We start from the raw sequence: 20,625 nt of genomic DNA, 5'->3' as shown, positions 1-20,625 counted from the left end.
TTATTATTTCAGTGACCGATTAAAAAATGAGGAATGCAATAATGATTAAACTGATTATCACGGATATGGATGGGACGTTTCTAAACCGTCATGGGGATTACAACCGCGAATTATTCCAGCAGGTAGTCACCAGCATGCAAGAGCATGGTGTGAAGTTCGCCCCTTGTACTGGCAAGCAAGTTGAACGGGTTGAAGAACTATTCGGTGAACAAAGCAAAGATTTCTGGATACTCGGAGACAGCGCTACTCGTATCAAACATCAGGGACAGATTATTTATCAATCTCTTCTCAATAATGCGTTAGGTCTTAACATCATTCAGCAATTAGAGTCTATCGAAGGTTCGCATATCGTCATTGCGTGTACCCCCGAATTTGCAGCTATCAAACGAGATACACCCGAGCATTTACGCACCTTAGTGAGACGTTCTTATGCTGAGGTAAAATTGGTCGATTCATATCCAGATATTGATTCTGATTTCGTGAAGATCACTGTTTATGATGAGAACAAACAGTGTCCACTAATTCGTCCTCAACTCTCTCATTTTGACGAACAAGCCTATATCGTTGTATCAGAAGCTGCATGGATCGATATTGCGAATGCTGGCGTTCACAAAGGAACCACCGTTGAAAAACTGCAATCCATCGTCGGAGCGACAGAAGCTGAAACCATGGTATTTGGAGACGGACTCAATGATATCGAGCTAATGGAACGTGCTCACTTTAGCTTTGCCATGCGTAATGCTTTTGAAGAGACGAAGGCGGCTGCAAACTATATTACCCGTTCGAATGATGAGGATGGTGTAATGCACACGATTTTACAGTTTCTAGCCCTGCAAACAAAATCATAACCTGTTCCTTAAGTTGGGCTGGCCACTTTAAAGATGGAAACTCGACAAGCATAAACGAACAGATATGAACACAAAGCGTGTTTGTTTATAATGGTTGCACTAGTTCATGAATAGAAAATGATAATGGAAAAATTTTCACCAGAAGAACGCCATCAGTTAATCCTGAATTTACTGAAATCTCATAGTAAAGTGATGGCAACTGACCTAGCCGTACAACTTGGGACCACCGAAGCCACGATTCGTCGAGACTTACGTTTTCTTGCCAATGAAGGATTATGTAAACGAATTCATGGCGGTGCGCTGTCTCTCGTGCCACCGACAGGAACGCAAGAGCAACGCCTGGAGAACAGAAATAGCGAAAAACAGGCTTTAGCACTTGCGGCACTAACCATTATCAAAGCAGAACAAGTTATTTTCCTAGATGCCAGCAGTACCCATATGTTGCTCGCAAGCCTGTTACCTAATGATATCGGTTTAACGGTCGTGACTAACAGCCCAGCTATCGCCACCCGACTACTGGAAAGACAGCATATCAGAACCATTCTTATTGGTGGTGAATTGAATTATGCCGTTGGTGGAGCCATCGACATTACAGCCGTAGAAGCACTAAGCAAATTTCGATTTGATCTTTGTTTTATGGGGATTTGTGGATGGTCGTCTGAAGCAGGATTCAGCGCGATTCACTATCAGGATGGTGAGTTCAAACGCCATGCAGCATCAAAAGCTGGCGCAATTGTTGCGTTATGTACTGAGGACAAAATTGAAGCATTAGGCCCCTACCCATTTATGGAATCTAAGGACGTTGATTACCTAATCTGTTCTCCAAGCAATACGGTAGCAAAAGATTATTTCAGCCAATTAGATTGCACTGTGATTACCACTAATCCTCTTTAACGAAAAATTCTAAGGCTTCTAAAGTTGATATGCCGACTACCGTTCAGACAACTTGAATTAGGCCTATCAACTCTACCTAACACAAAGTTGGTAAGCCTCATTCGTCAATCGTCTGTTTACGTATTTTTAATACCGCCTACCATTTTAGCGTTCGACTAAACTCTTCTCCTTAAATGAAACCTTTTTGATATAAGTTGGGAAAAATCTACCTGATTAATCTACACTTTCTACTTCCTACCAAGTCATTTTTCGACGTTTCTTTGAGGGAAACATCATGAGAATTTCACCTTTGGTATTCGCTTTATTTTCTGTCAGTTGGACCACTTTGGCAGCAAGTCCAGCAAAACCTTTTGCAGATACGATATATGTTGGCGGCGAGATTATTCCGGTTAATGACTCCGACCTTACCACTGAAGCTTTAGCGATTAAAAATGGTCGCATTTTAGCGGTCGGTAAAGAATCAGAATTGATGAAGTTACGAGATGATCATACGAAAATTGTCGATTTAGATGGTAAAACGATGATCCCAGGCTTTATCGATGGTCATGGACATGTTTTTAACACGGGCATTCAAGCGTTATCTGCGAACTTACTTGCCGATCCTGATGGTAATGTAAATAGTATTGCGTCGCTGCAAGAAGAACTAAGATCTTGGGTGGCGAAGCCAGAAAACGGCAAGCATGGAATCATCCTGGGGTTTGGTTATGATGACTCACAGTTAAAAGAGCAAAGGCATCCTACTCGCCAAGAATTGGATGAAGTATCTAAAGACCTTCCGGTACTTATTATTCATCAGTCAGGTCACTTAGCAACGTTGAACACTAAAGCATTGGAGTTGGCAGGTTTGACGGCTGAGAGCACCGATCCTGATGGCGGTAAGATTCGTCGTGAGAGTGATGGAAAAACACCTAATGGTGTGCTGGAAGAAACTGCTTTCTTTGGGACCTTGCTACCGCTATTTGCCAAACTCAACGCCAAAGAGAATGAAGTCATTTTTAAAGCGGGTATGGAGCTTTACGCAAGTTTTGGTTATACCACCGCTCAGGAAGGCCGCGCTTCAACGTCGGCGGTGAAAACTATGTACGACTTAGCTCAATCGGGAAAACTCCCTATCGATGTGGCCGCGTATCCTGATATTCAAGTGGCTCAAGAGGTTATCTCTCCTCCGTATTACTCAAGCGAGTATTCTAATGGATTTCGCGTCGCGGGAGCTAAGCTTAATCTGGATGGTTCTCCTCAAGGCAAAACCGCTTGGCTAACGGAACCTTATCTTGTTCCACCTGTTGGTCAAGAGAAAGGCTACAAAGGTTACCCGAGTATGAGTGATGAACAAGCCGCTGAGCTTATAGAGTTAGCACACCGTAATGGGTGGCAATTGTTAACCCATGTCAACGGTGATGCTGCAATTGATCAATTGCTTAATGGTATTGAAGCGAGTGAGAAAAAACACGGTGTACCTGACCGAGGTTTTATCGCAATACATGCGCAGACCGCTCGTAAAGATCAAGTAGAGCGATTTAAGCGCTTGGGCGTTTTTCCGTCGTTTTTCCCAATGCACACTTTCTATTGGGGTGATTGGCACATGAATTCCGTTTTAGGCAAAGATCGAGCAGAGAATATCTCGCCAACCGGCTGGGCTCGAGATTTAGGCATCATTTATACCTCTCACCATGATTCTCCTGTGGCTCTGCCTAACTCAATGCGTGTTTATTCCGCGACAGTTAACCGCGTAAGTCGTACTGGTCATGTTTTGGGGCCTAAACAACGCGTGTCGGCGCTGGACGGATTAAAATCGCAAACATTATGGGCGGCTACTCAATACAAAGAAGAGAAAAGCAAAGGTTCTCTGGAAGTAGGAAAACTCGCTGACTTGGTTATCTTGTCTGATAACCCGCTCACGGCAAAACCTGAAACACTGGCCGATATCAAAGTATTAGAAACGATAAAAGAAGGGCTAACGGTATATTCAAGTGCTCAACAAGTCGCCGCAGGTAGTTGCATAAACACTAAGCGATGTCAGGAAATCGCAACTGCCACGATGATTTCTGCCGGGCTATTGCATCACTCCCACTGATCTCTTTTTTCAGTCTCTTACTTTTAACAAACAATTAGGAAGCCAGTTGTGCTTCCTATTTGTTTAACCAACTCTATCTCTAAAATATGGATATATTTGAAAAACAACAATGAATCGCCGCGATTCACTGGCATACAGTTTGTTCTTACAGACTATTAGAGGACATTAATCATCTCGTTCAATCGTCAAAAAGGGCCTAACGTTAGTAATTTCAGATCCAAAAATTTTCTTACCCATGACCAAACTAAATGCAGTCTATGAAACAATCAGCAATCGTATTGAATGATAGCGCTTGTCTCATTCAATTTTCTACTGACTTAATGTAATAGTGGCAAGCCTGACCATGTTGTATAACAAGCTAAAACGCATGAAAAAACTTAATCTCATTTTTGTCGCTTTGATCCTTAACTTGTTAGTTGGGTGTTCCTCCGCTTCGGCCATAAGCCAAGATAAAACAACAAGTTATTCCAGATCACATCAGCTTACAGGTAAAGCTTCATGGTATAGTCAAAAGTTTCACGGAAAACGTACAGCAAGTGGTGAGCGATATAACAAAGGAGCTTACACAGCGGCTCATAAAAGCTTACCTTTTGGAACAATCGTGAGAGTCACCAATACAGCAAACGCCAAAAAGGTAGATGTCAAAATCAATGATCGAGGTCCTTTTGTAAAAGGCAGAGTCATTGATCTTTCACAAGAAGCATTTGAGCAAATAGGCAGCATCAAAAAAGGCGTCGTGCCGATCAAAATTGAGATTATTGATGATAGTAATACCTTTAGGTATAAAAACTAAACCCCTGCTCGAGTTCAGCTTGATAGTAAACAAGGCTCGACTAAAACCTTTCGTGATAGCCGTGAAATAACAGCTTTGCCATTCCCTTATGATAGGCTTTTAACAACAGCCACTGCTGCTAACAGCAAGAAAATCGCACCGCAACACTGATTGAAGATTCGCCCATTGGCTAAAAGTAGCGTTTTAACCTTATCAGCGAGTCTTGCCACGCTAAACTCTACAGCGAACTCGATGCAAAGAAAGCTGAATGTTATCACCAGGAACTGTGGAATAAATGCTTCTTCTGGGTTGATAAACTGAGCTAAAAAAGCCGTAAAAAATAACAATACTTTCGGGTTGGACAGTGCAGCAAAATACCCTTGCTTAAACAGCTCCTTAGGCAACACAGAAACCACATTTTTTGTTTGTTCTATGCTCACAGCTGATACGAAGAATAGCTTGAATCCTAACCATGCAAGATATAATGCGCCCAACCATTGAAGACCAATCATCAACTCAGGTTTTGCTTCTAGTAGCGTGCCCAATCCTAGCATTGCTACCGTGATCAATATGAAAAAGCCACTAATCCCCCCACATATCGTCCAAATTGTCTTTTTATAACCATATCGAGCACCATGACTTAGTGCCAAAAGTGAGTTTGGGCCCGGCACACAAGCAAGACCTAGAGCAGACAAAGCAAAGACACACCAAATTTCAAACGTCATAAATAACCGATTAATTGAGAAACTGAATTGGGTTTAGTATCTCTCAGTTCCAAAATTGTTTATGGTATATTCTGGATGTAAAACATGACTATTTAGACAAAGGGCGCAAGACAAATGAACGCAGAAAATGGTGTCCGGTTTCTATTGATACCTCTGAATAATTTTAACATGCTTCCGTTTGGCGGCTTCTTGGATAAACTCCGTTTTTCAGCAGATGAAGCCGATAACAGTCAACAACGGTATTGTTCATGGAAAATTTTATCTCACACCAAAGGATTAGTTGTCTCCAGTAGCGGGATCCCAATTAAAGTTGATCTCGACCCTAGCGAAGTTCAGCTTGCGGATTTTGACTATGTGGTTCTGTTTGGTAGCCGTACTGCGATTGAATCACAGCAACAATCAGCTTATTACCGCTCTTTTATTCGAACTGTTATCGCAAATGGAATATCAATAGTAAGCATCGATAACGCTTGTTTTACCCTTGCTGAGCTAGGGTTACTGAACCGTCACCAAATCGTGGTTCATTGGCGACATCATAGTGAATTCAAAGCGACCTACCCTAAAGTCGTCGTACGAGATGAACAGCTTTATCATTTTGATCACAAGCTGATCAGTTGTACCGGGGGAAGTGCCGCTATCGATCTTGCAGTGGCAATTTTGCAAAAACATGTTGGCCAGATAAAAGCAGAAAAAGGCTTAGCGGATATGCTAGTTGATGAAAACCGCAGTATGCAGCACCGCCTAAAGTCGTCACATCAGGGACTGTACCAGAATCGTCATATGGATAGAGCGGTTTCTTTAATGCAAGAAAACTTAGAGCAGACAATAACCGTTGACCAGGTTGCTACGCTCATTGGCATCAGTCGACGACAATTGGACCGTTTATTTCAGCAAAAGCTTGGCGTTTCCGCGCGTCACTATTGGCAAGAGTTGCGTTTACAACATGTGTACTGGCGATTGACGCATTCTAGCCATGACCTTGTGCAACTTGCAGATGAAGTTGGTGTTAGAGATATCAGCTATCTATGCAAGATTTTCAAAAAAAGATTTGGCATCACACCAGGGCAATGCCGTCGCGATCCAATAATTTAACTATGAGCTGTTTTTATTTAAACTCTTTTCGAGGCTAATTTATTTTTGAATCTGTCTGTCTCGGCATTGCTTAATGATCAGAATGAATAAGTGAAGTAGATAACTTTGTTGTTCGAGATAAATTGGCTGCTGACACAGCCAAAACGATACTATTATCTAATGAAAGAAGGCTTATAAGTTTTAGGCAAGTTTATCTACTTTGAAAACTGATTTCACTTGTCACGTAAACAGGTATTTTTAATGTATTAGATTCAGACGGAACATATTCTAGTTTACTTAAAGCCTTTAACGCGATGAGATCCCACTCCCCCTCGGGAGATGACTCTATAATTGTAGGGTTAAATATCTCTCCATTCGAGTCTATTAAATAGTTGATTTGTACATAACCACCTATTTTTGGCACATCAATATGAGGTTTTAAACTGAACCTAAAATCTTCAGATGTCTGAACCCAATAATCTTGTAAGTCCTGTAGCTCAACTTTAATTGGTGATTGTGTCAGATAAACTTCCTGCTTTGATGCACAACCACTTAAAGCTAAAAGACTTATCGATAATAAACTCAAAATTCTCATTTACTCTCCTTGTAAAATATAACACCTCGTTATGGGGTGAGTAGCATAATGCTGAAGCTTATTAAGCCACCTTATAATTTATAATCAACAGGTTGAATGGATAAAAGAAGGTTGGTTCACAAAATCGAGCATTCGCTCTAGGTTGACCTGATTGAAGGCTGACGATGAGTATTGCTAGCTAAAGCCACTGAAAAATGGAAAATTAGGCCTCACCTGTTAATGTTCTAGTCCAATTGTTTTAGAGTATGCCTCCTACGGTAGTCGATTTAACTAAACAGTGAATTTATGCAAAAAAACTCTGATCTTATCCATCAGGCCAATCGCGAAGCATGTTGGGCGATACTTCTTGCTCTGGGCTACTTTGCCTGGTGGTACTGTGGTGCCTATGTTTTCTCTGCGCCAAAAGACGAACTGCAACTCCCTCAATTATACTGGGGCATGCCACTGTGGTTTGTATTGTCATGTGTACTTGGTCCCATCCTTTTTACCGTGCTATGCGCGCTAATGGTTAAATACCTTTATAAGGATATCCCTCTCGACAAATACGACGACGAACATTATGAATAGCCAGCTTATTATTCCTTTATGTATTTACCTTTTTGCGGTTTTCGCTCTGGCATTCCTGACTCGCCGTTATCACAAGCCGGGGAACTTTCTTACCGAATACTTCGTGGGAAGCCGCAGTATGGGAGGATTTGTCCTCGCCATGACACTTGCCGCAACCTATGCGAGTGCCAGTAGCTTTATCGGCGGACCGGGAGCGGCTTACAAAATGGGACTGGGCTGGGTGTTACTGGCAATGATCCAGCTTCCGGCTACCTGGCTGACTCTGGGCGTTCTGGGGAAAAAATTTGCGATAGAAGCAAGACGCCATAACGCGGTGACGATCAACGATATGTTATATACCCGTTTTAAGAGCCGAAAAGTCGTGATCTTCTCTTCACTTGCTCTGCTTCTGGCCTTTTTCGGAACAATGGTAGTGCAATTTGTTGGGGGAGCCCGCCTGTTGCAGACAGTGCTTGGTATCAGCTATCAGAATGGGCTACTGTTATTCGCCTGTACAGTCGGAATATACACGACAATTGGTGGTTTCCGGGCCGTCGTTTTGACCGACACCGTTCAGGGAGTGATGATGGTCATCGGCACCATCGTTCTGCTGGCTGGTGTTATTCATGCTGGTGGGAGTCTGGAAAACCTGGTCACCAAACTTCACTCCATTGACCCCGATCTGGTGACACCATATGGTCCGGATCATTTCCTGAGTCAGCCGTTCATCCTGAGCTTTTGGGTTCTGGTCTGTTTTGGCGTGATCGGGTTACCTCAGGCTGCTGTACGATGCATGTCATACAAAGACAGCCCTTCTCTGCATAAAGGTATGGTGATCAGTACAATTATGATTGCATTACTGATGTTTGGAACTCACCTGACCGGAGCCTTAGGCAGAGCACTCGTGCCAGAGGTTGCCAGCCCGGATCAAATCATGCCAACACTGATGATGACGGTTCTGCCTCCGATGTTTGCCGGAATTTTTCTCGCAGGGCCAATGGCGGCCATTATGTCGACTATCGATTCACAGCTGATTCAAGCATCATCAACGCTGCTGAAAGACCTTTATATAAACTATATCAATCCCCAGATCGTTGAAGACAAGCGTGCAGACAGTAAACTGAACCGCATTTCACTGTGGACGACAGCTATCTTCGCCAGTCTGGTTTTTGTTGCTGCGACGAATCCCCCGGATATGATCATCTGGCTGAACCTTGTGGCATTGGGTGGTCTTCAGGCGGTATTTTTATGGCCGCTGGTATTTGGTTTGTACTGGTCAAAAGCCTCGGCTACCGGCGCGTTTAGCTCCATGGTCATTGGGCTCGGTGTATACATCAGCTTAGTTTGGCTCAAACCCGATATGGCTGGTGTCCACCCCATCGTTCCGACGATGATTACTGGCATGCTTGCTTTTGTTATCGGCAGCTTATTGAAACCGAATGCAGCTAATAACGAACAGTTAGTATCAGTCAATTAAAAGAGCTAAACATATTTCACACAGAAAGAGCGATAGTTGATATAAGCGACATATATCGCTCTCTCTTTTTTACACTCAAGACCAAAACTGAACTACGTAAAGGTCGATTATGATTTAGTTGTTACACTCTTTTTTTCACTTACATCCACTTGTAAAGAGAAGACATCAGGTCGCGCATAATGCCCTACCACATCAAAATCATAGCGAGATTTGGTTATTTGTGACATATCGATCTCCGCCGTCAGTAATCCCTCTTCTCCATACATCGGGCCTGCTAATATGTTACCTAGTGGATCAACAATAATACTGCCACCTTTAATAAAGGGGCGATTTGAATCCCATCCTTCCGCAGTTCTACCTGTTTGCTCTGGCGAACCTTGCACCTGTACAGCACTAACAACAAAACAACGCCCTTCGTGAGCGATATGACGCATACTACATTGCCAAATTTCACGCTCATCAACAGTCGGTGCACACCAGATATCTATTCCTTGAGCGTACATAGCCATACGAAGTAACGGCATATGGTTTTCCCAACAGATTGCGCCACCAATCTTAGCAAACCCAGTATCCGCCGTAGCCAGAGTTGAGCCATCTCCTTGCCCCCAGATTAGGCGTTCCGTACCTGTAGGCATGAGTTTTCGATGTTTGGCAACTAGCCCACTTTCGGGTGTGATATAAAGGGAAGTGCAATATAATGTAGACCCATCTCGCTCAATAACCCCAATAACAATTGAAGATTGCGTTCTTTTTGAGAGAGCTACTAACTCATCAGTTTCCTCTCCCGGAACAGTAATCGCATTGTCGTAATAACGCTCATAAGCCTCGCGTCCGGAATCAAGACGATATCCTAAATACGTTCCAAACGTTTCTCCCTTAGGATATCCACCCAACAAAGCTTCCGGCATGACTACGAGCTCTGTTTTAGATTGGATAATTTCATTTTCGTAAGATAGGATTGACTGCAAAGTGTCTTTCTTACCAGACTCCTTTGATCCAATTTGCAGTGCTGAAACAATATGTTTGGTCATGATGGCTCTCCAGATAGTTGACATCTACTTATTAGTCTCAGCGATACATGCTGGTTAGGGAATAACAACTGATTTCTATCGTGTATGAATAAAAATAATAATGGTCTGTTCGACCTAAATCTGCTTAGAGTTTTTCTTGCCTTATACGACGAAGGCAGTGCCAGTCGAGCTGCGGTAAGACTCTCCGTCACTCAATCAGCGGTGAGTGCTGCGCTGAAGAGACTGAGATTAATTTATGATGACCAATTATTTATCCGGAATAGTCAGGGACTGCTACCAACCAGCAAAGCACATGCGATTAAACCGATTATCGCTGACTCATTAGATAACTTTCTTTCGACGCTAAACCATCTCTCCGAAAGTGAGCTAAATTATGCGAACCAGTCGATTATAATAGGTCTGTCTGATGATTTTGAATTATCCATCGGCCCTCTACTGGCGGAAAAAATTAAGTCGAAATATCCAATGCTAAAGGTCGTATTTAGGCAAACGAATAGCCAAAAAGTGATTAATGCAATAGTAGAACGGCAAATCGATATTGCCATCACCTCCAGTTACCTACACTCCTCCTCAATACATAGCGACCTCATCGCTTATGGAAATTATTCATGTCTTGTTAGTAACGATTTCGTTTTTACCGAAACAAAAGAAACACTCTCTCTCGAAACCTATTTAGCGTCGAATCATTTACTTGTATCAGGAGATGGTCTAACAGGAATCGTCGATGACATACTTTCCAGAAATGGGCAAAAGCGCAATATATCCATGGCAACAACCCATTTTTCCGCCTTACCATTTTTACTCAAAGGACCAAGAACATTAGCAACGGTCCCTAGCCACGCGGCTAAAGCGATCAGCCATGTCTGTGGACTAGTTAATCTCCCCTGTCCGCTGAAATTTGATAACTATCCAGTGTCCGTTAGTTGGCATAAAATACGTGCAAAAGATAGTTTAATCTTAGAAGTCATAAACTCGGTTAAAGAAGCCTTCAGCGAGTCTAGTCTGGATCTAAGTTTTTCTACGACTGACAAGCTAGATCAGGGGTCAACCAAACACCAATGAAATATTAGTCAAAGGGGCCAAGACAGGATAACTAAAACATTACGGTTAATAGAAAGAAATCCTCCATAAATGAAACATCCGGTGTTTCTGCTACTTCGCCAGCAACGTCATTCATCACAAATACATTTAACCCATCAAGGGCGTTGATACGCCCCTCCTCATTGGTGTATTGAGAGTCATTACGTAACGGCCTTAAAAAACCGAACACACATCAAATAGGTAAGACCAGTTATCTTTTGATTTTTGACGATACAACTCTCCCAACAGTAGTGCATTTCCCATCAATTCAGTTTCGCCGCAATTCGCAGATACAGGGCTACATATAAACACAATGTAAACCTGATAAATCAACTTCTGTACGCATTTAACCTTACTACAACTCATTTCTCATATTAAAAGTCACACGGTGCATATGCTCAATTACAGTGCAACTTTCGCCCAAAATTAATGCAATTAAAGTTCAGAAAATAAACTAAAAAATACATTAAACAAGCTTTATTTTCATTGACAACCAATTAAACCAGTGTTTTTATCACCATGGCAATTAACAACAAGGATATTTAACAAGGGCAGTACTTATATTTTCACTCATAGAAAAGGAATTTCTAATGGACATATCTAAATCACAATCGGCACAAGATGATCGTGCGGATGAATATGCAAATGCTCCAGTACCAGAAGCAGAAAAAACGGTGGGAGCATTATCTATTTTTAGCGTAATGCTAGGTATTACCACGGCTCTAATTTGGTTCTCACTTGGCGCTCAACTAGTACATTCTTTTGGCACAAAAAACTTCATTATTGGAGCTAGTTCAACAGCCGTTATCGTAGGGATCATTAGTTATGTGTGGGTCAATTTTTCATCAAAATCCGGCTTCAATTCTGACTTAATTACCCGAGCTTGTGGGTTTGGCTATATGGGCTCGACGGTCACTGCCATCATCTTTGCAACCAATAACCTTCTGTATTTTGGTTTAGAAGGTGGCATCATGATCAACGCTGTCCATGCCTACTTCCCCGAAATACCTCTGTTACTTCTACAAGTAGCTTGTGGTTTAATTTTCATCCCGCTTACCTGTTTTGGCGTCAAACTGGTTACCCGAATTATGTCGTGGTCACTTCCAGTTTTACTAGTATTCTTTGTACTTATCGCATTCGAAGCACTAAATACAGGTGGCGCTCCAGAGTTTTGGTCTCTACAACCATCTTCTCAATTCAACGAAGCGGCTGGTTCGCCAATTCTTCAAGTCATGGTCGCAATGTTTGGTATCTCGGGCATTGCAGCAACCGCGAGTGACTTCGGACGTTTTATCCCTTCCCGTCACGCTAAAGCTGGCGGTTTTATGATGGGTCCAGTGTTTACGCTATTCACTTTCCTTGTTCCTTTATTGTTCGGGGCATGGTTGGGGGCATCATTCGAGGAATCTGACCCTGCCGTGTATTTCACGCACGCTTTTGGCGCTTTTGGTGTACTGCTTATCATCATTACTCAAGCTCGTATCAATACCAATAACGTCTATTCCGCAGCGGTTGGTTTAGCCACTGTTGCCAATCGTCTATTCAACATCAATTTGTCACGATTCTGGTGGGTGGTTATTTCATGCATCATGTGTGTAGTCATTCTGACTGCTGACTTGTATAGCAAAGCAACCATGGTTTTAGGTATCTGGGGAATTTTCCTAATTTCATGGGTTGGTATCGTCTTCGCCGACATTCTTATCAACCGTTACATGCTGAAACTCGTACCAGAAGACTTTTTATATAGCAAAAAGCAGCTTCCAAGCGTGAATCCTACCGGGTTGATTGCGTTAGTCGCCGCTCTAGTTGTTGCTCTACCACTTTCATTTGGTGTTGCTGGTCCATTCGGAGCCACTATCGCACCTTTCGTCGCCTTCGGGATCACACTCATCGTTACACCGCTTACCGCATTAGCAACAAAAAGCCAGGCAGTAGCTAATCCATTACGTAACTAACAAATCAGGGAATTAACTATCGGATGCGTGACAAAAAATGGCACGCAACCGATAAGTTAACAAAGAAAAAAGTAGGGATATTATGAATCAATCAACGCTAACACCACCATTTACTATCTCAGTAGATACAGGCGGTACATTTACCGATTTAATCCTGTCAGACCAAAATCGTGTGATTGGTCTGTATAAATCACCGTCTACTCCTGATGACCTTTTTAACGGTATCGCAGCCTCCATTGAGCTGGCGGCTACAGAAAATAGCATGACGTTAACTGAATTGCTGGAAGAGAGCCAGGTATTTGTCTACTCAACAACACGCTCAACTAACGCCGTCCTTGAAGGTAAAGTGGCAAAAACTGCTTTTATTACTACTCAAGGCTTCCGAGACGTTCTTTTATATCGTGAAGGTGGTAAAGAAGACCCATATAACCTGTCTACACCTTACCCAACAGCCTATATTCCTCGAAGACTAAGTTTTGAAGTAAAAGAACGCATACTTGCAGACGGTAGTGTCGCGGTTGATTTAGATGAAGATTCCGTACGCGATGTTTTACAACGTCTAAAAGAACTTGACGTCGAAGCTATCGCAGTTTGTCTGGTTTTCTCTACCGCAAACGCAAACCATGAATTGCGTATTGGTGAATTAATTGAAGAAGAATTACCGGGAGTCTCTTATTCACTTAGCCATCAAGTGAATAACGTAGTACGTGAATATCGCCGTGCCTCATCAACTGCGATTGACGCATCAATTAAACCACTAATGAAAGAACACCTACAAAGCCTGGAACATAGGTTCAGAGAAGCTGGCTTTAAAGGTGACCCATTAATGGTGACTCATGTTAGTGGTGGCGTTATGAGCCTTGAACAAATGGCTGACAGACCAATACAAACCATTGACTCAGGCCCGGCACTGGCTCCCGTTGCAGGCGCTCAATACGGTTTGGCAGAACCTTTAGCTAAAGACAAAAATATCATTGTCGTCGACACAGGTGGTACTTCCTACGATGTTAGCTTAACCTCTGGCGGACAAATTGCTTACAGTCGAGATAAATGGCTGGGTCCAGAGTGGAGCGGTCATATGACTGGGCTACCTGCTGTTGATACTCGCTCCTTAGGTGCCGGTGGCGGTTCGATTGCTTATATCGATGACGGTGGCCTTGTTCGAGTTGGTCCTATCAGTGCTGGTGCGAATCCGGGTCCAGCCTGTTATGGCCGTGGAGGTAAAGAGCCAACAGTAACAGATGCAGCGCTGGTTCTGGGATACTTAGATCCTTCCAACTTCCTCGGTGGTCGTATGACGCTTGATTTAGAAGCGGCACGCGAAGCGCTCAGAACCCGACTTGCTGAACCACTGGGTATTTCAATTGAAGATAGTGCCGAAGCTGTACTGAAAATCACTTCAGAAGACATGCGTGGCTTCACTACCGATATGACGATCAGTCAGGGTATCGACCCAAGGGATTGTGTTATGGTCGCCGGTGGTGGTGCCGCAGGCATGAATATAGTTCGCATCGCTCAGGATTTGGGTATTAAAAATATCATCATTCCTCGTCTCGCATCAGGTCTGAGTGCTGTGGGCGGTCAGTGTACCGACATTAGTGCCACCGTGTCTGCTGGCCAATATATGACCACCAATAACTTCAACGGAGAAAGTGCCAATGAGGTGGTAAGCAAACTCAACGAACAACTTCAGGCTTTCTTTGACGAAGTGGAAAATCCAGGCGAGAGAACACGAAATGTCGTGATTGAAGCTCGCTATGATCAACAACTGTCTGAAATAGATGTTGAGCTTGGAGACTCTCCAAACTTCTGCCTTGATAGTTCGCTGCAGTCACTACATGACAAATTTGATGAAGCTCACCTTAAATACTTCTCGGTTAACCAGCCAGGCGCCCCAATAGAGATTGTCAGCTGGCGAGCAGAGGGCAAAGTAATCCGTCAAAAGCCATCACTTGCTATGCCCCTGATCTCTAATAGTGAAGCCGCTATCGAACCAACATATAGAGAAATGTTCTTCAACAATGAAACCATTCAGGGATCGGTATATCGGGTAGAAAAGCTACCAAGTGATGTGACGATAGAAGGCCCGGCAGTTATCGAAGAACCGACGACGACTATCGTACTCCCGCCAGGTGCAGTTGCTTTAACTCGTGCAACTCATTACCTCATCTCACTTAAATAAGATAACAAGGAACTGTAATCATGGTAAACCAAACAACAACGAAGAAAATTGACCCAGTTACGCTAAGTATCATGGCTAACCGACTACATAGTATCACCCGTGAAATGACAAATTCTATGATTCGCACAGCCCGTTCGACTACAATGGCTGCGAGAGACTTTTCATGTTCAATCAACAGCAGCGAGCACGAGTTATTGTCTGCTCCGGGTGCTATCCCTGTGCACGTTTACGGTTCATCACTGGTCAGCCAAACAATGGCACGTAAGCACCCTAATTTTAAAGAAGGCGACGCGTTCCTGCACAATGATCCCTATGATGGCGGTACGCACGCAGCAGACCACACTTTGATGGTTCCGGTATTTTATCAGGGAGAACATGTTTTCACTGTACTGGCAAAAGCTCACCAGGTCGACGCGGGCTGTGCCTTACCAACCACTTACATGCCTAAAGCGAAAGATGTCTATGAAGAAGGTGCAATCATCTTTCCTTGTGTGAAAGTTCAATCTGAGTTTTCCGACATAGAGGACATTATCGGCATTGCTAAACTACGTATCCGCTCCTTTGATACCTGGTATGGTGACTACCTTGCCTCTTTAGGTGCTCTTCGCTTGGCTGAAAAACGGTTACAGGCGTTTTGTGAATCATTAGACAGCATCGAACAGGTTCGTGCGTTTGTAAAAGAATGGCTTGACTATGGTGAAAGAATGGCGATGGCTGGTATCGAAAAACTGCCAGAAGGCCACATAAAAGTAAAAACTCACATGGATGCCTTCCCAGGCCTTCCTGATGGGTTAGATCTTCAGGCAACGATTGATATTAAGCCTAAAGAAGGTAAAGTCGTCATCGATCTGAGAAATAATCCGGACTGTATTCCAACAGGCTTAAACCTTACCGAAGCCACATCAAAAAATAATGCTGTGACCGCTGTTCTTATGGCGCTCAATACCGACAAAAATGCATCATCATTGCATGTACCGAATAACTCAGGCAGCCATCGTCCAATTGAAGTCCTCGTCAGAGAAAACTGCGTGGTCGGTATTCCGCGTCATCCGGCGTCATGTTCTGCGGCAACCCGAACAATCACTGACCGTGTTACCGGTATGCTTTTAGCAGGTATTTCATCCATGTCAGAGCAGGATATTGGTGCAGCAGAGCCACCTCTGGGCTGTCCGCCACATGAGGCCGTTGTCTCTGGAACAGATCCGCGTCGTGACAATGAAGAATATATTCTGCAGATTTTTTCAGGTTCTTCTGGCGGTCCTGCAACAGCCGATTCAGATGGCTGGCTGGCATTTGCAACCATTATGGGGGCAGGTATTCCACGTATTGACTCCTCTGAAATTGTTGAACAACGCTACCCTCTTGTCGTTTGGCAGCATGCAACTGTGCGTCCTGATTCAGAGGGCGCAGGTAACTTCCGTGGAGCAACAGGTACTATTTCAGCTTATGGTCCTCGACTGGCAGGAGCCGAATCTCACTACTACTTAGAAGGCGTCGACAACCGACCAAAAGGTGTACATGGTGGTGGTATTGCATCCGGACCTGAATCCTGGATAGTTAAGGAAAATGGTGAAAGTCTTCAAGTTAATGACATTGTGGCTGAAGTGAAACTCGCAGCCAAAGATACGATTTTTTCGCTTGGCTCTGGCGCTGGCGGCTATGGTTCACCATTACTCCGCGAACCAGAGCAGGTGCTAGAAGATGTCATGGACGAGTATATTAGTATAGAGCGTGCAAAAGCAGCTTATGGTGTCGTTATCAACGGTGATCCTTCACGTTACGAAACGCTTCACATCAATATTCCAGCAACAGAAACACTTCGAGCTGAAATGAGAATGGCTAGTACCACAGAATTTGATGATGGTCGCCAGACTTGGGTTGCACCTAACTGGTTTACTCAAACTACCAGTACGGAGGAAAAATATTGATCCCTGCAGCCATGTTGCTTGGCATATTCCTGTTGTCTAATATGCCATCTCCTATCTACCCGTTATGGCAAAATGAAATCGGATATCCAACATCGACCATTACGTTGTTGTTTTCGCTTTATCAAGCTGGCGTGCTGATAGGACTTCTTGGGCTAGGAAGATTTGCCGATAAGATTGGCTGGAGAGCCTCTCTTATCGGAGGTACAGCAGTGAGCTTTTGCGCTGCTGTATTATTCTCCTGTGCCGACTCGTCAACTGTACTCATGTTGGCAAGATTTTTAAGCGGCATTGCTGCTGGTATCTTTGTGTCATGTGGCCCTGCTGCAGTCACAGCGATTCTCGAAAATGATAAACACAGAAAACCTGCATTAGTCGGATCATTGGCTATATCCATTGGTTTAGCTTTCGGACCGTTATTAGGTGGATTGTTTGCCGACTTTTTACCAAAGCCGACACAGACCGTGTTTATGTGCGAAGCGGTGTTACTGGTTATCGGTGCATTTGCACTGTTTAATGATGACAAATTAAGAAAAGCGGCCAATTTCAGGCACCAAAATACCAAGAATCTAGATACAGGCTCTGACGTTCCACAACCTAAGCAAACAGGATTATTTGTTGCTATCACATTGATCTTTGCTTCGTGTTATATAACCAGTGCGATTTACATGTCTGTAGGACCTTCATATTTACAGCATACGCTTGGATTAAATAGCGCGTCTTTATCCGGTCTGCTGGTATTTCTGGTTTTTGGTTCTGCATTTACCGCTCAGATGCTGGCTTCAAAACTTTCCCCGTTGACTCAGGCAAGTATTGGGCTATGCGTTGGGGGGATAGGAGCAATACTACTGGTTATTGGTACCAATATTGACTCGCCTGTCGCGTTTTTCATCTCTGCGATACTAAGTGGTTCCTCTCAGGGGTTGGGGCAATTAGTCGGACTCACGCTGGTCAGACGCATAACGCCTCTTCCAAAACTCAGAGGTGCATATGCCATATTAAACACCGTAGGATATGGCGCTTCAGGTGGTTCTATCGCTGCTTCCTGGCCTCTCTACGATACGATGGGAACAAGTGGTGCAATGGTTGTAATAGCGACTTTAGTTGTCGTCTTAACGCTCTTTTCCGCAACTTTAGCATTTAAATATCGAAGCAAGATGATTTAAACCCATAGGGTGACATAGTCGTATGCCACCCTATGTTCCCTCTCTACAACTCCTTGTCTCTTCTTGCGCTTTGAGAGAAAACAACGATAGTATGTGAACTGTTGTTATCAATCTTATTTGTGTATAGAGCTCTCAATCCAGGAAAGTTAAAAAAATGAAAGGAAATCGGTTGGCCAATACTCCGACGAACGCTACAACAGGAAAAACGCCTGAACGAATTGACGATAAAGACAAGTTACTGGTTGAATATTTAAAAGAAAATGCACGTTTATCCTACTCTGAACTGGGTTCATCGATTTCTCTTTCCGCAGATGCCGCACGTTCAAGAGTTGAAAAGCTGATTAAAGACGGAGTAATACAATTGGTAACTTTGGTTGATCCCGCTCTGGTTGGGAAATCTACACGGATATCAATCGGAGTAAAAATTCAGGGTGACCCGGATGAATTTACTCGCTGGGCAAATCAACAAGCAGAGATTATTCACCTTGCCAGAACATTAGGAAGTTTTGATTTTTTTGGTGAGATGGTCAGTGAATCCGATTTTTCTGCACATCAGTTTATCGTCGAAAAACTTCGTTGTGCACCAAACGTTACCAATGTTGAAGTTTGGCCAATGCTTCACATTGACAAGTGGCGTCAAGATACGCGCTCCCCATCAGTAAGCTCAGAAGTATTAGATAATTTATCTTTGTCCGAAGAAGATTTCGACATCATTCGTGAGCTTATCAACACTCCGAGAATACAATTCAGAGAGCTTGCTGAAAGGCTTAACCGTCCTTATGGCATAGTTAGACGCCGCAGTATGGCGTTGTTTGACTCAGGTGTAATACGTTCGACGATTGTGGTCGATGACCTAATTTTTGAACAATCTTGTCTGGCTATCTTGCTTGTAAAAGGTGGCCCACAATTAAGGCCTCTGTTAACTGAAATGCAAGAAGTCTCAATATTGTCTTCATGTACAGGCTCAAGGCAGTATGTAGGAGAAGTCAGCGTAAGTTCCAAAGAACAACTGGCAATACTAGCTCAAAGACTGTGTGATAGCGATTTGTCAGCAATAGAAAGCGAATTGCTTGTTCAAGTTGCCGTAGATAAGCTCCCCGCATCGTTTAAGCTATAGTGCATTAAAGCTAACCATATAGCGTTTGACGTTTTTACACTTAGCGTTAAACAATGTCTTTCATAAACTAATGACTCACACCATATGAATCAGAGTTAATATTGAAATTCAATTTATGAATAAGATCAATTAAGTCCTTCTGTGTTTGGTATAATATGCGTTCATCGCCGTACGAGCAGTACTTGGAGCAGAAATGGAAGCGACAACCGTTATATCAACGGAACACTTAAAGCCTAAAGAAATTGTGGGCTATTGGAATGACGTTGTTTCCGAGGTCTACGCGCCTTGCCATAACATATTGCTCAGAAATGGCTTCAGTGCCAGGGCTGAAATAACCGAATTTGGTCTTACTGAACTCAGTCATATTGAATCTCAAGGCGTTGACTACGAAAGGACATTACATAACATTCGTCAGGATCATAAAGATGATATTTTCATATCAGTGATGCTGAAAGGTGCGGGCTATTTTACCCAATTCGACAGACAAGCGAGGCAAAACGAAGGAGACATTCTTATCCATGACTCGGCCTACCCTTATCTCTATCAGTACCCGAATTACTATCGTTCTATTTTTTATAAAATCCCTCGTACTTTATTAGAAGGGAAACTGCCTCGTGTAGATAAGTTAGGGGGAACCATCATCCCTAAAGGCTCTCCTTATGCCAGCGCGATATCTTCGTTTTTGCAAAGTGCTTATAGTGTTAGTAGCGAATCGGACAACAGTCTTTGTTGCGAGTTTTCTGAACCAATCACATCTTTATTGAGCACTTGTCTAAGGCATGCCACGAATAAATTGGCAGATGATACTCGCCACGAGTTATTGCTAAATAATATTAAGACGTTTATGCAGCAAAACCTACTCGACAATGAGCTCAGTTTGAAAACCATTGCGGAAGAACAACATATTTCAATAAGAACGTTGAACCGCCTATTTGCAGAAGTGGGTGAAACACCTATGCAGTGGCTTCAATCAACACGACTGACTAATGCTCACCAAATGTTAACCAGTATGCCAAACCGTTCAATTACTGATATTGCATTAATGAATGGCTTTAACAATGTATCACATTTCGGTCGACTATTCAGACGACAGTTTGGTCAATCACCAAGTATGGTAAGAACGAATAACCAGAAAGGTAAATAAAAATCCGCCTTCGATAAGAAGGC

The 20,625-nt window shown here is 43.2% G+C and carries 17 protein-coding genes; 14 read left to right on the top strand and 3 right to left on the bottom strand.

Features of this window, described 5'->3' with window-relative positions; translation table 11 throughout:
- Positions 1-41 precede the first annotated feature (41 nt).
- From DBX26_RS06740 to DBX26_RS06725, 4 genes are all read left to right on the top strand, one after another.
- Complete coding sequence (locus DBX26_RS06740) at positions 42-848, top strand: HAD family hydrolase (RefSeq protein WP_118118397.1); 807 nt, start codon at positions 42-44, stop codon at positions 846-848.
- Positions 849-971: 123 nt separating this feature from the next.
- Complete coding sequence (locus DBX26_RS06735; protein ID WP_118118395.1) at positions 972-1,742, top strand: DeoR/GlpR family DNA-binding transcription regulator; 771 nt, start codon at positions 972-974, stop codon at positions 1,740-1,742.
- A gap of 274 nt (positions 1,743-2,016) precedes the next feature.
- On the top strand, positions 2,017-3,816 hold the full coding sequence (locus DBX26_RS06730; RefSeq protein WP_118118393.1) for an amidohydrolase: 1,800 nt from the start codon (positions 2,017-2,019) through the stop codon (positions 3,814-3,816).
- 367 nt (positions 3,817-4,183) lie between these two features.
- Positions 4,184-4,609, top strand: coding sequence for a septal ring lytic transglycosylase RlpA family protein (locus tag DBX26_RS06725; protein ID WP_049794662.1), 426 nt, complete (start codon positions 4,184-4,186; stop codon positions 4,607-4,609).
- An 86-nt stretch (positions 4,610-4,695) separates the two neighbouring features.
- Here the strand turns inward: DBX26_RS06725 and DBX26_RS06720 are convergent, their stop codons facing one another.
- Positions 4,696-5,313 (bottom strand): LysE family translocator, encoded by a 618-nt coding sequence (locus DBX26_RS06720; RefSeq protein ID WP_065296755.1) that lies wholly within the window; start codon positions 5,311-5,313, stop codon positions 4,696-4,698.
- A 114-nt stretch (positions 5,314-5,427) separates the two neighbouring features.
- Here DBX26_RS06720 and DBX26_RS06715 point away from each other — a divergent pair, with 114 nt between their 5' ends.
- Positions 5,428-6,405, top strand: coding sequence for a GlxA family transcriptional regulator (locus DBX26_RS06715; protein WP_118118391.1), 978 nt, complete (start codon positions 5,428-5,430; stop codon positions 6,403-6,405).
- A 190-nt stretch (positions 6,406-6,595) separates the two neighbouring features.
- Here the strand turns inward: DBX26_RS06715 and DBX26_RS06710 are convergent, their stop codons facing one another.
- Complete coding sequence (locus DBX26_RS06710) at positions 6,596-6,979, bottom strand: energy transducer TonB (protein ID WP_065299587.1); 384 nt, start codon at positions 6,977-6,979, stop codon at positions 6,596-6,598.
- A 285-nt stretch (positions 6,980-7,264) separates the two neighbouring features.
- Here DBX26_RS06710 and DBX26_RS06705 point away from each other — a divergent pair, with 285 nt between their 5' ends.
- Positions 7,265-7,546 carry a YhdT family protein gene (locus DBX26_RS06705; RefSeq protein ID WP_014231677.1) on the top strand — a complete coding sequence of 94 codons (282 nt, stop codon included), beginning with the start codon at positions 7,265-7,267 and terminating at the stop codon, positions 7,544-7,546.
- Complete coding sequence (panF, locus tag DBX26_RS06700; protein WP_118118389.1) at positions 7,539-9,002, top strand: sodium/pantothenate symporter; 1,464 nt, start codon at positions 7,539-7,541, stop codon at positions 9,000-9,002. Before DBX26_RS06705 ends, panF begins: the two co-directional genes overlap by 8 nt.
- 107 nt (positions 9,003-9,109) lie before the next feature.
- On the opposite strand, the gene DBX26_RS06695 is transcribed toward panF, so the two are convergent.
- On the bottom strand, positions 9,110-10,033 hold the full coding sequence (locus DBX26_RS06695; RefSeq protein WP_118118387.1) for a carbon-nitrogen hydrolase family protein: 924 nt from the start codon (positions 10,031-10,033) through the stop codon (positions 9,110-9,112).
- An 84-nt stretch (positions 10,034-10,117) separates the two neighbouring features.
- Here DBX26_RS06695 and DBX26_RS06690 point away from each other — a divergent pair, with 84 nt between their 5' ends.
- The 7 genes from DBX26_RS06690 to DBX26_RS06660 all read left to right on the top strand — a co-directional run bounded on the left by DBX26_RS06690 (position 10,118) and on the right by DBX26_RS06660 (position 20,602).
- Positions 10,118-11,095 carry a LysR family transcriptional regulator gene (locus DBX26_RS06690; protein ID WP_118118385.1) on the top strand — a complete coding sequence of 326 codons (978 nt, stop codon included), beginning with the start codon at positions 10,118-10,120 and terminating at the stop codon, positions 11,093-11,095.
- 608 nt (positions 11,096-11,703) lie between these two features.
- Positions 11,704-13,068, top strand: coding sequence for a cytosine permease (locus DBX26_RS06685; RefSeq protein WP_118118383.1), 1,365 nt, complete (start codon positions 11,704-11,706; stop codon positions 13,066-13,068).
- 82 nt (positions 13,069-13,150) lie between these two features.
- Entirely contained in the window at positions 13,151-15,250 is a 2,100-nt protein-coding gene (locus tag DBX26_RS06680) for a hydantoinase/oxoprolinase family protein (RefSeq protein ID WP_118118381.1), read from the top strand.
- 20 nt (positions 15,251-15,270) lie between these two features.
- Positions 15,271-17,178: a hydantoinase B/oxoprolinase family protein gene (locus DBX26_RS06675; RefSeq protein WP_118118379.1), complete on the top strand. Its 1,908-nt coding sequence runs from the start codon at positions 15,271-15,273 to the stop codon at positions 17,176-17,178.
- Positions 17,175-18,341 (top strand): MFS transporter, encoded by a 1,167-nt coding sequence (locus DBX26_RS06670; protein ID WP_118118377.1) that lies wholly within the window; start codon positions 17,175-17,177, stop codon positions 18,339-18,341. Before DBX26_RS06675 ends, DBX26_RS06670 begins: the two co-directional genes overlap by 4 nt.
- A 154-nt stretch (positions 18,342-18,495) precedes the next feature.
- The gene (locus DBX26_RS06665; RefSeq protein ID WP_118118376.1) at positions 18,496-19,458 is read left to right on the top strand and encodes an Lrp/AsnC family transcriptional regulator; all 963 of its coding nucleotides are present in this window, start codon (positions 18,496-18,498) and stop codon (positions 19,456-19,458) included.
- Positions 19,459-19,651: 193 nt separating this feature from the next.
- A complete protein-coding gene (locus DBX26_RS06660) occupies positions 19,652-20,602 on the top strand; it encodes a helix-turn-helix domain-containing protein (RefSeq protein WP_118118374.1) in 951 nt (316 codons plus the stop codon).
- Positions 20,603-20,625: the final 23 nt, after the last annotated feature.

It is taken from the genome of Vibrio sp. dhg, assembly GCF_003443775.1.
Lineage (GTDB): Bacteria > Pseudomonadota > Gammaproteobacteria > Enterobacterales > Vibrionaceae > Vibrio > Vibrio natriegens.
This window is presented reverse-complemented; position numbering and strand designations above follow the sequence as displayed.

Bases quoted from the DNA above. Each gene is read 5' to 3' on its own strand.
- DBX26_RS06690 (WP_118118385.1), top strand. From the start codon at position 10,118: ATGAATAAAAATAATAATGGTCTGTTCGACCTAAATCTGCTTAGAGTT.
- DBX26_RS06675 (WP_118118379.1), top strand. From the start codon at position 15,271: ATGGTAAACCAAACAACAACGAAGAAAATTGACCCAGTTACGCTAAGT.
- DBX26_RS06685 (WP_118118383.1), top strand. From the start codon at position 11,704: ATGGACATATCTAAATCACAATCGGCACAAGATGATCGTGCGGATGAA.
- DBX26_RS06705 (WP_014231677.1), top strand. From the start codon at position 7,265: ATGCAAAAAAACTCTGATCTTATCCATCAGGCCAATCGCGAAGCATGT.
- DBX26_RS06720 (WP_065296755.1), bottom strand. From the start codon at position 5,313: ATGACGTTTGAAATTTGGTGTGTCTTTGCTTTGTCTGCTCTAGGTCTT.
- panF (WP_118118389.1), top strand. From the start codon at position 7,539: ATGAATAGCCAGCTTATTATTCCTTTATGTATTTACCTTTTTGCGGTT.
- DBX26_RS06665 (WP_118118376.1), top strand. From the start codon at position 18,496: ATGAAAGGAAATCGGTTGGCCAATACTCCGACGAACGCTACAACAGGA.
- DBX26_RS06740 (WP_118118397.1), top strand. From the start codon at position 42: ATGATTAAACTGATTATCACGGATATGGATGGGACGTTTCTAAACCGT.
- DBX26_RS06730 (WP_118118393.1), top strand. From the start codon at position 2,017: ATGAGAATTTCACCTTTGGTATTCGCTTTATTTTCTGTCAGTTGGACC.
- DBX26_RS06695 (WP_118118387.1), bottom strand. From the start codon at position 10,033: ATGACCAAACATATTGTTTCAGCACTGCAAATTGGATCAAAGGAGTCT.
- DBX26_RS06680 (WP_118118381.1), top strand. From the start codon at position 13,151: ATGAATCAATCAACGCTAACACCACCATTTACTATCTCAGTAGATACA.
- DBX26_RS06715 (WP_118118391.1), top strand. From the start codon at position 5,428: ATGAACGCAGAAAATGGTGTCCGGTTTCTATTGATACCTCTGAATAAT.
- DBX26_RS06710 (WP_065299587.1), bottom strand. From the start codon at position 6,979: ATGAGAATTTTGAGTTTATTATCGATAAGTCTTTTAGCTTTAAGTGGT.
- DBX26_RS06660 (WP_118118374.1), top strand. From the start codon at position 19,652: ATGGAAGCGACAACCGTTATATCAACGGAACACTTAAAGCCTAAAGAA.
- DBX26_RS06725 (WP_049794662.1), top strand. From the start codon at position 4,184: ATGAAAAAACTTAATCTCATTTTTGTCGCTTTGATCCTTAACTTGTTA.
- DBX26_RS06735 (WP_118118395.1), top strand. From the start codon at position 972: ATGGAAAAATTTTCACCAGAAGAACGCCATCAGTTAATCCTGAATTTA.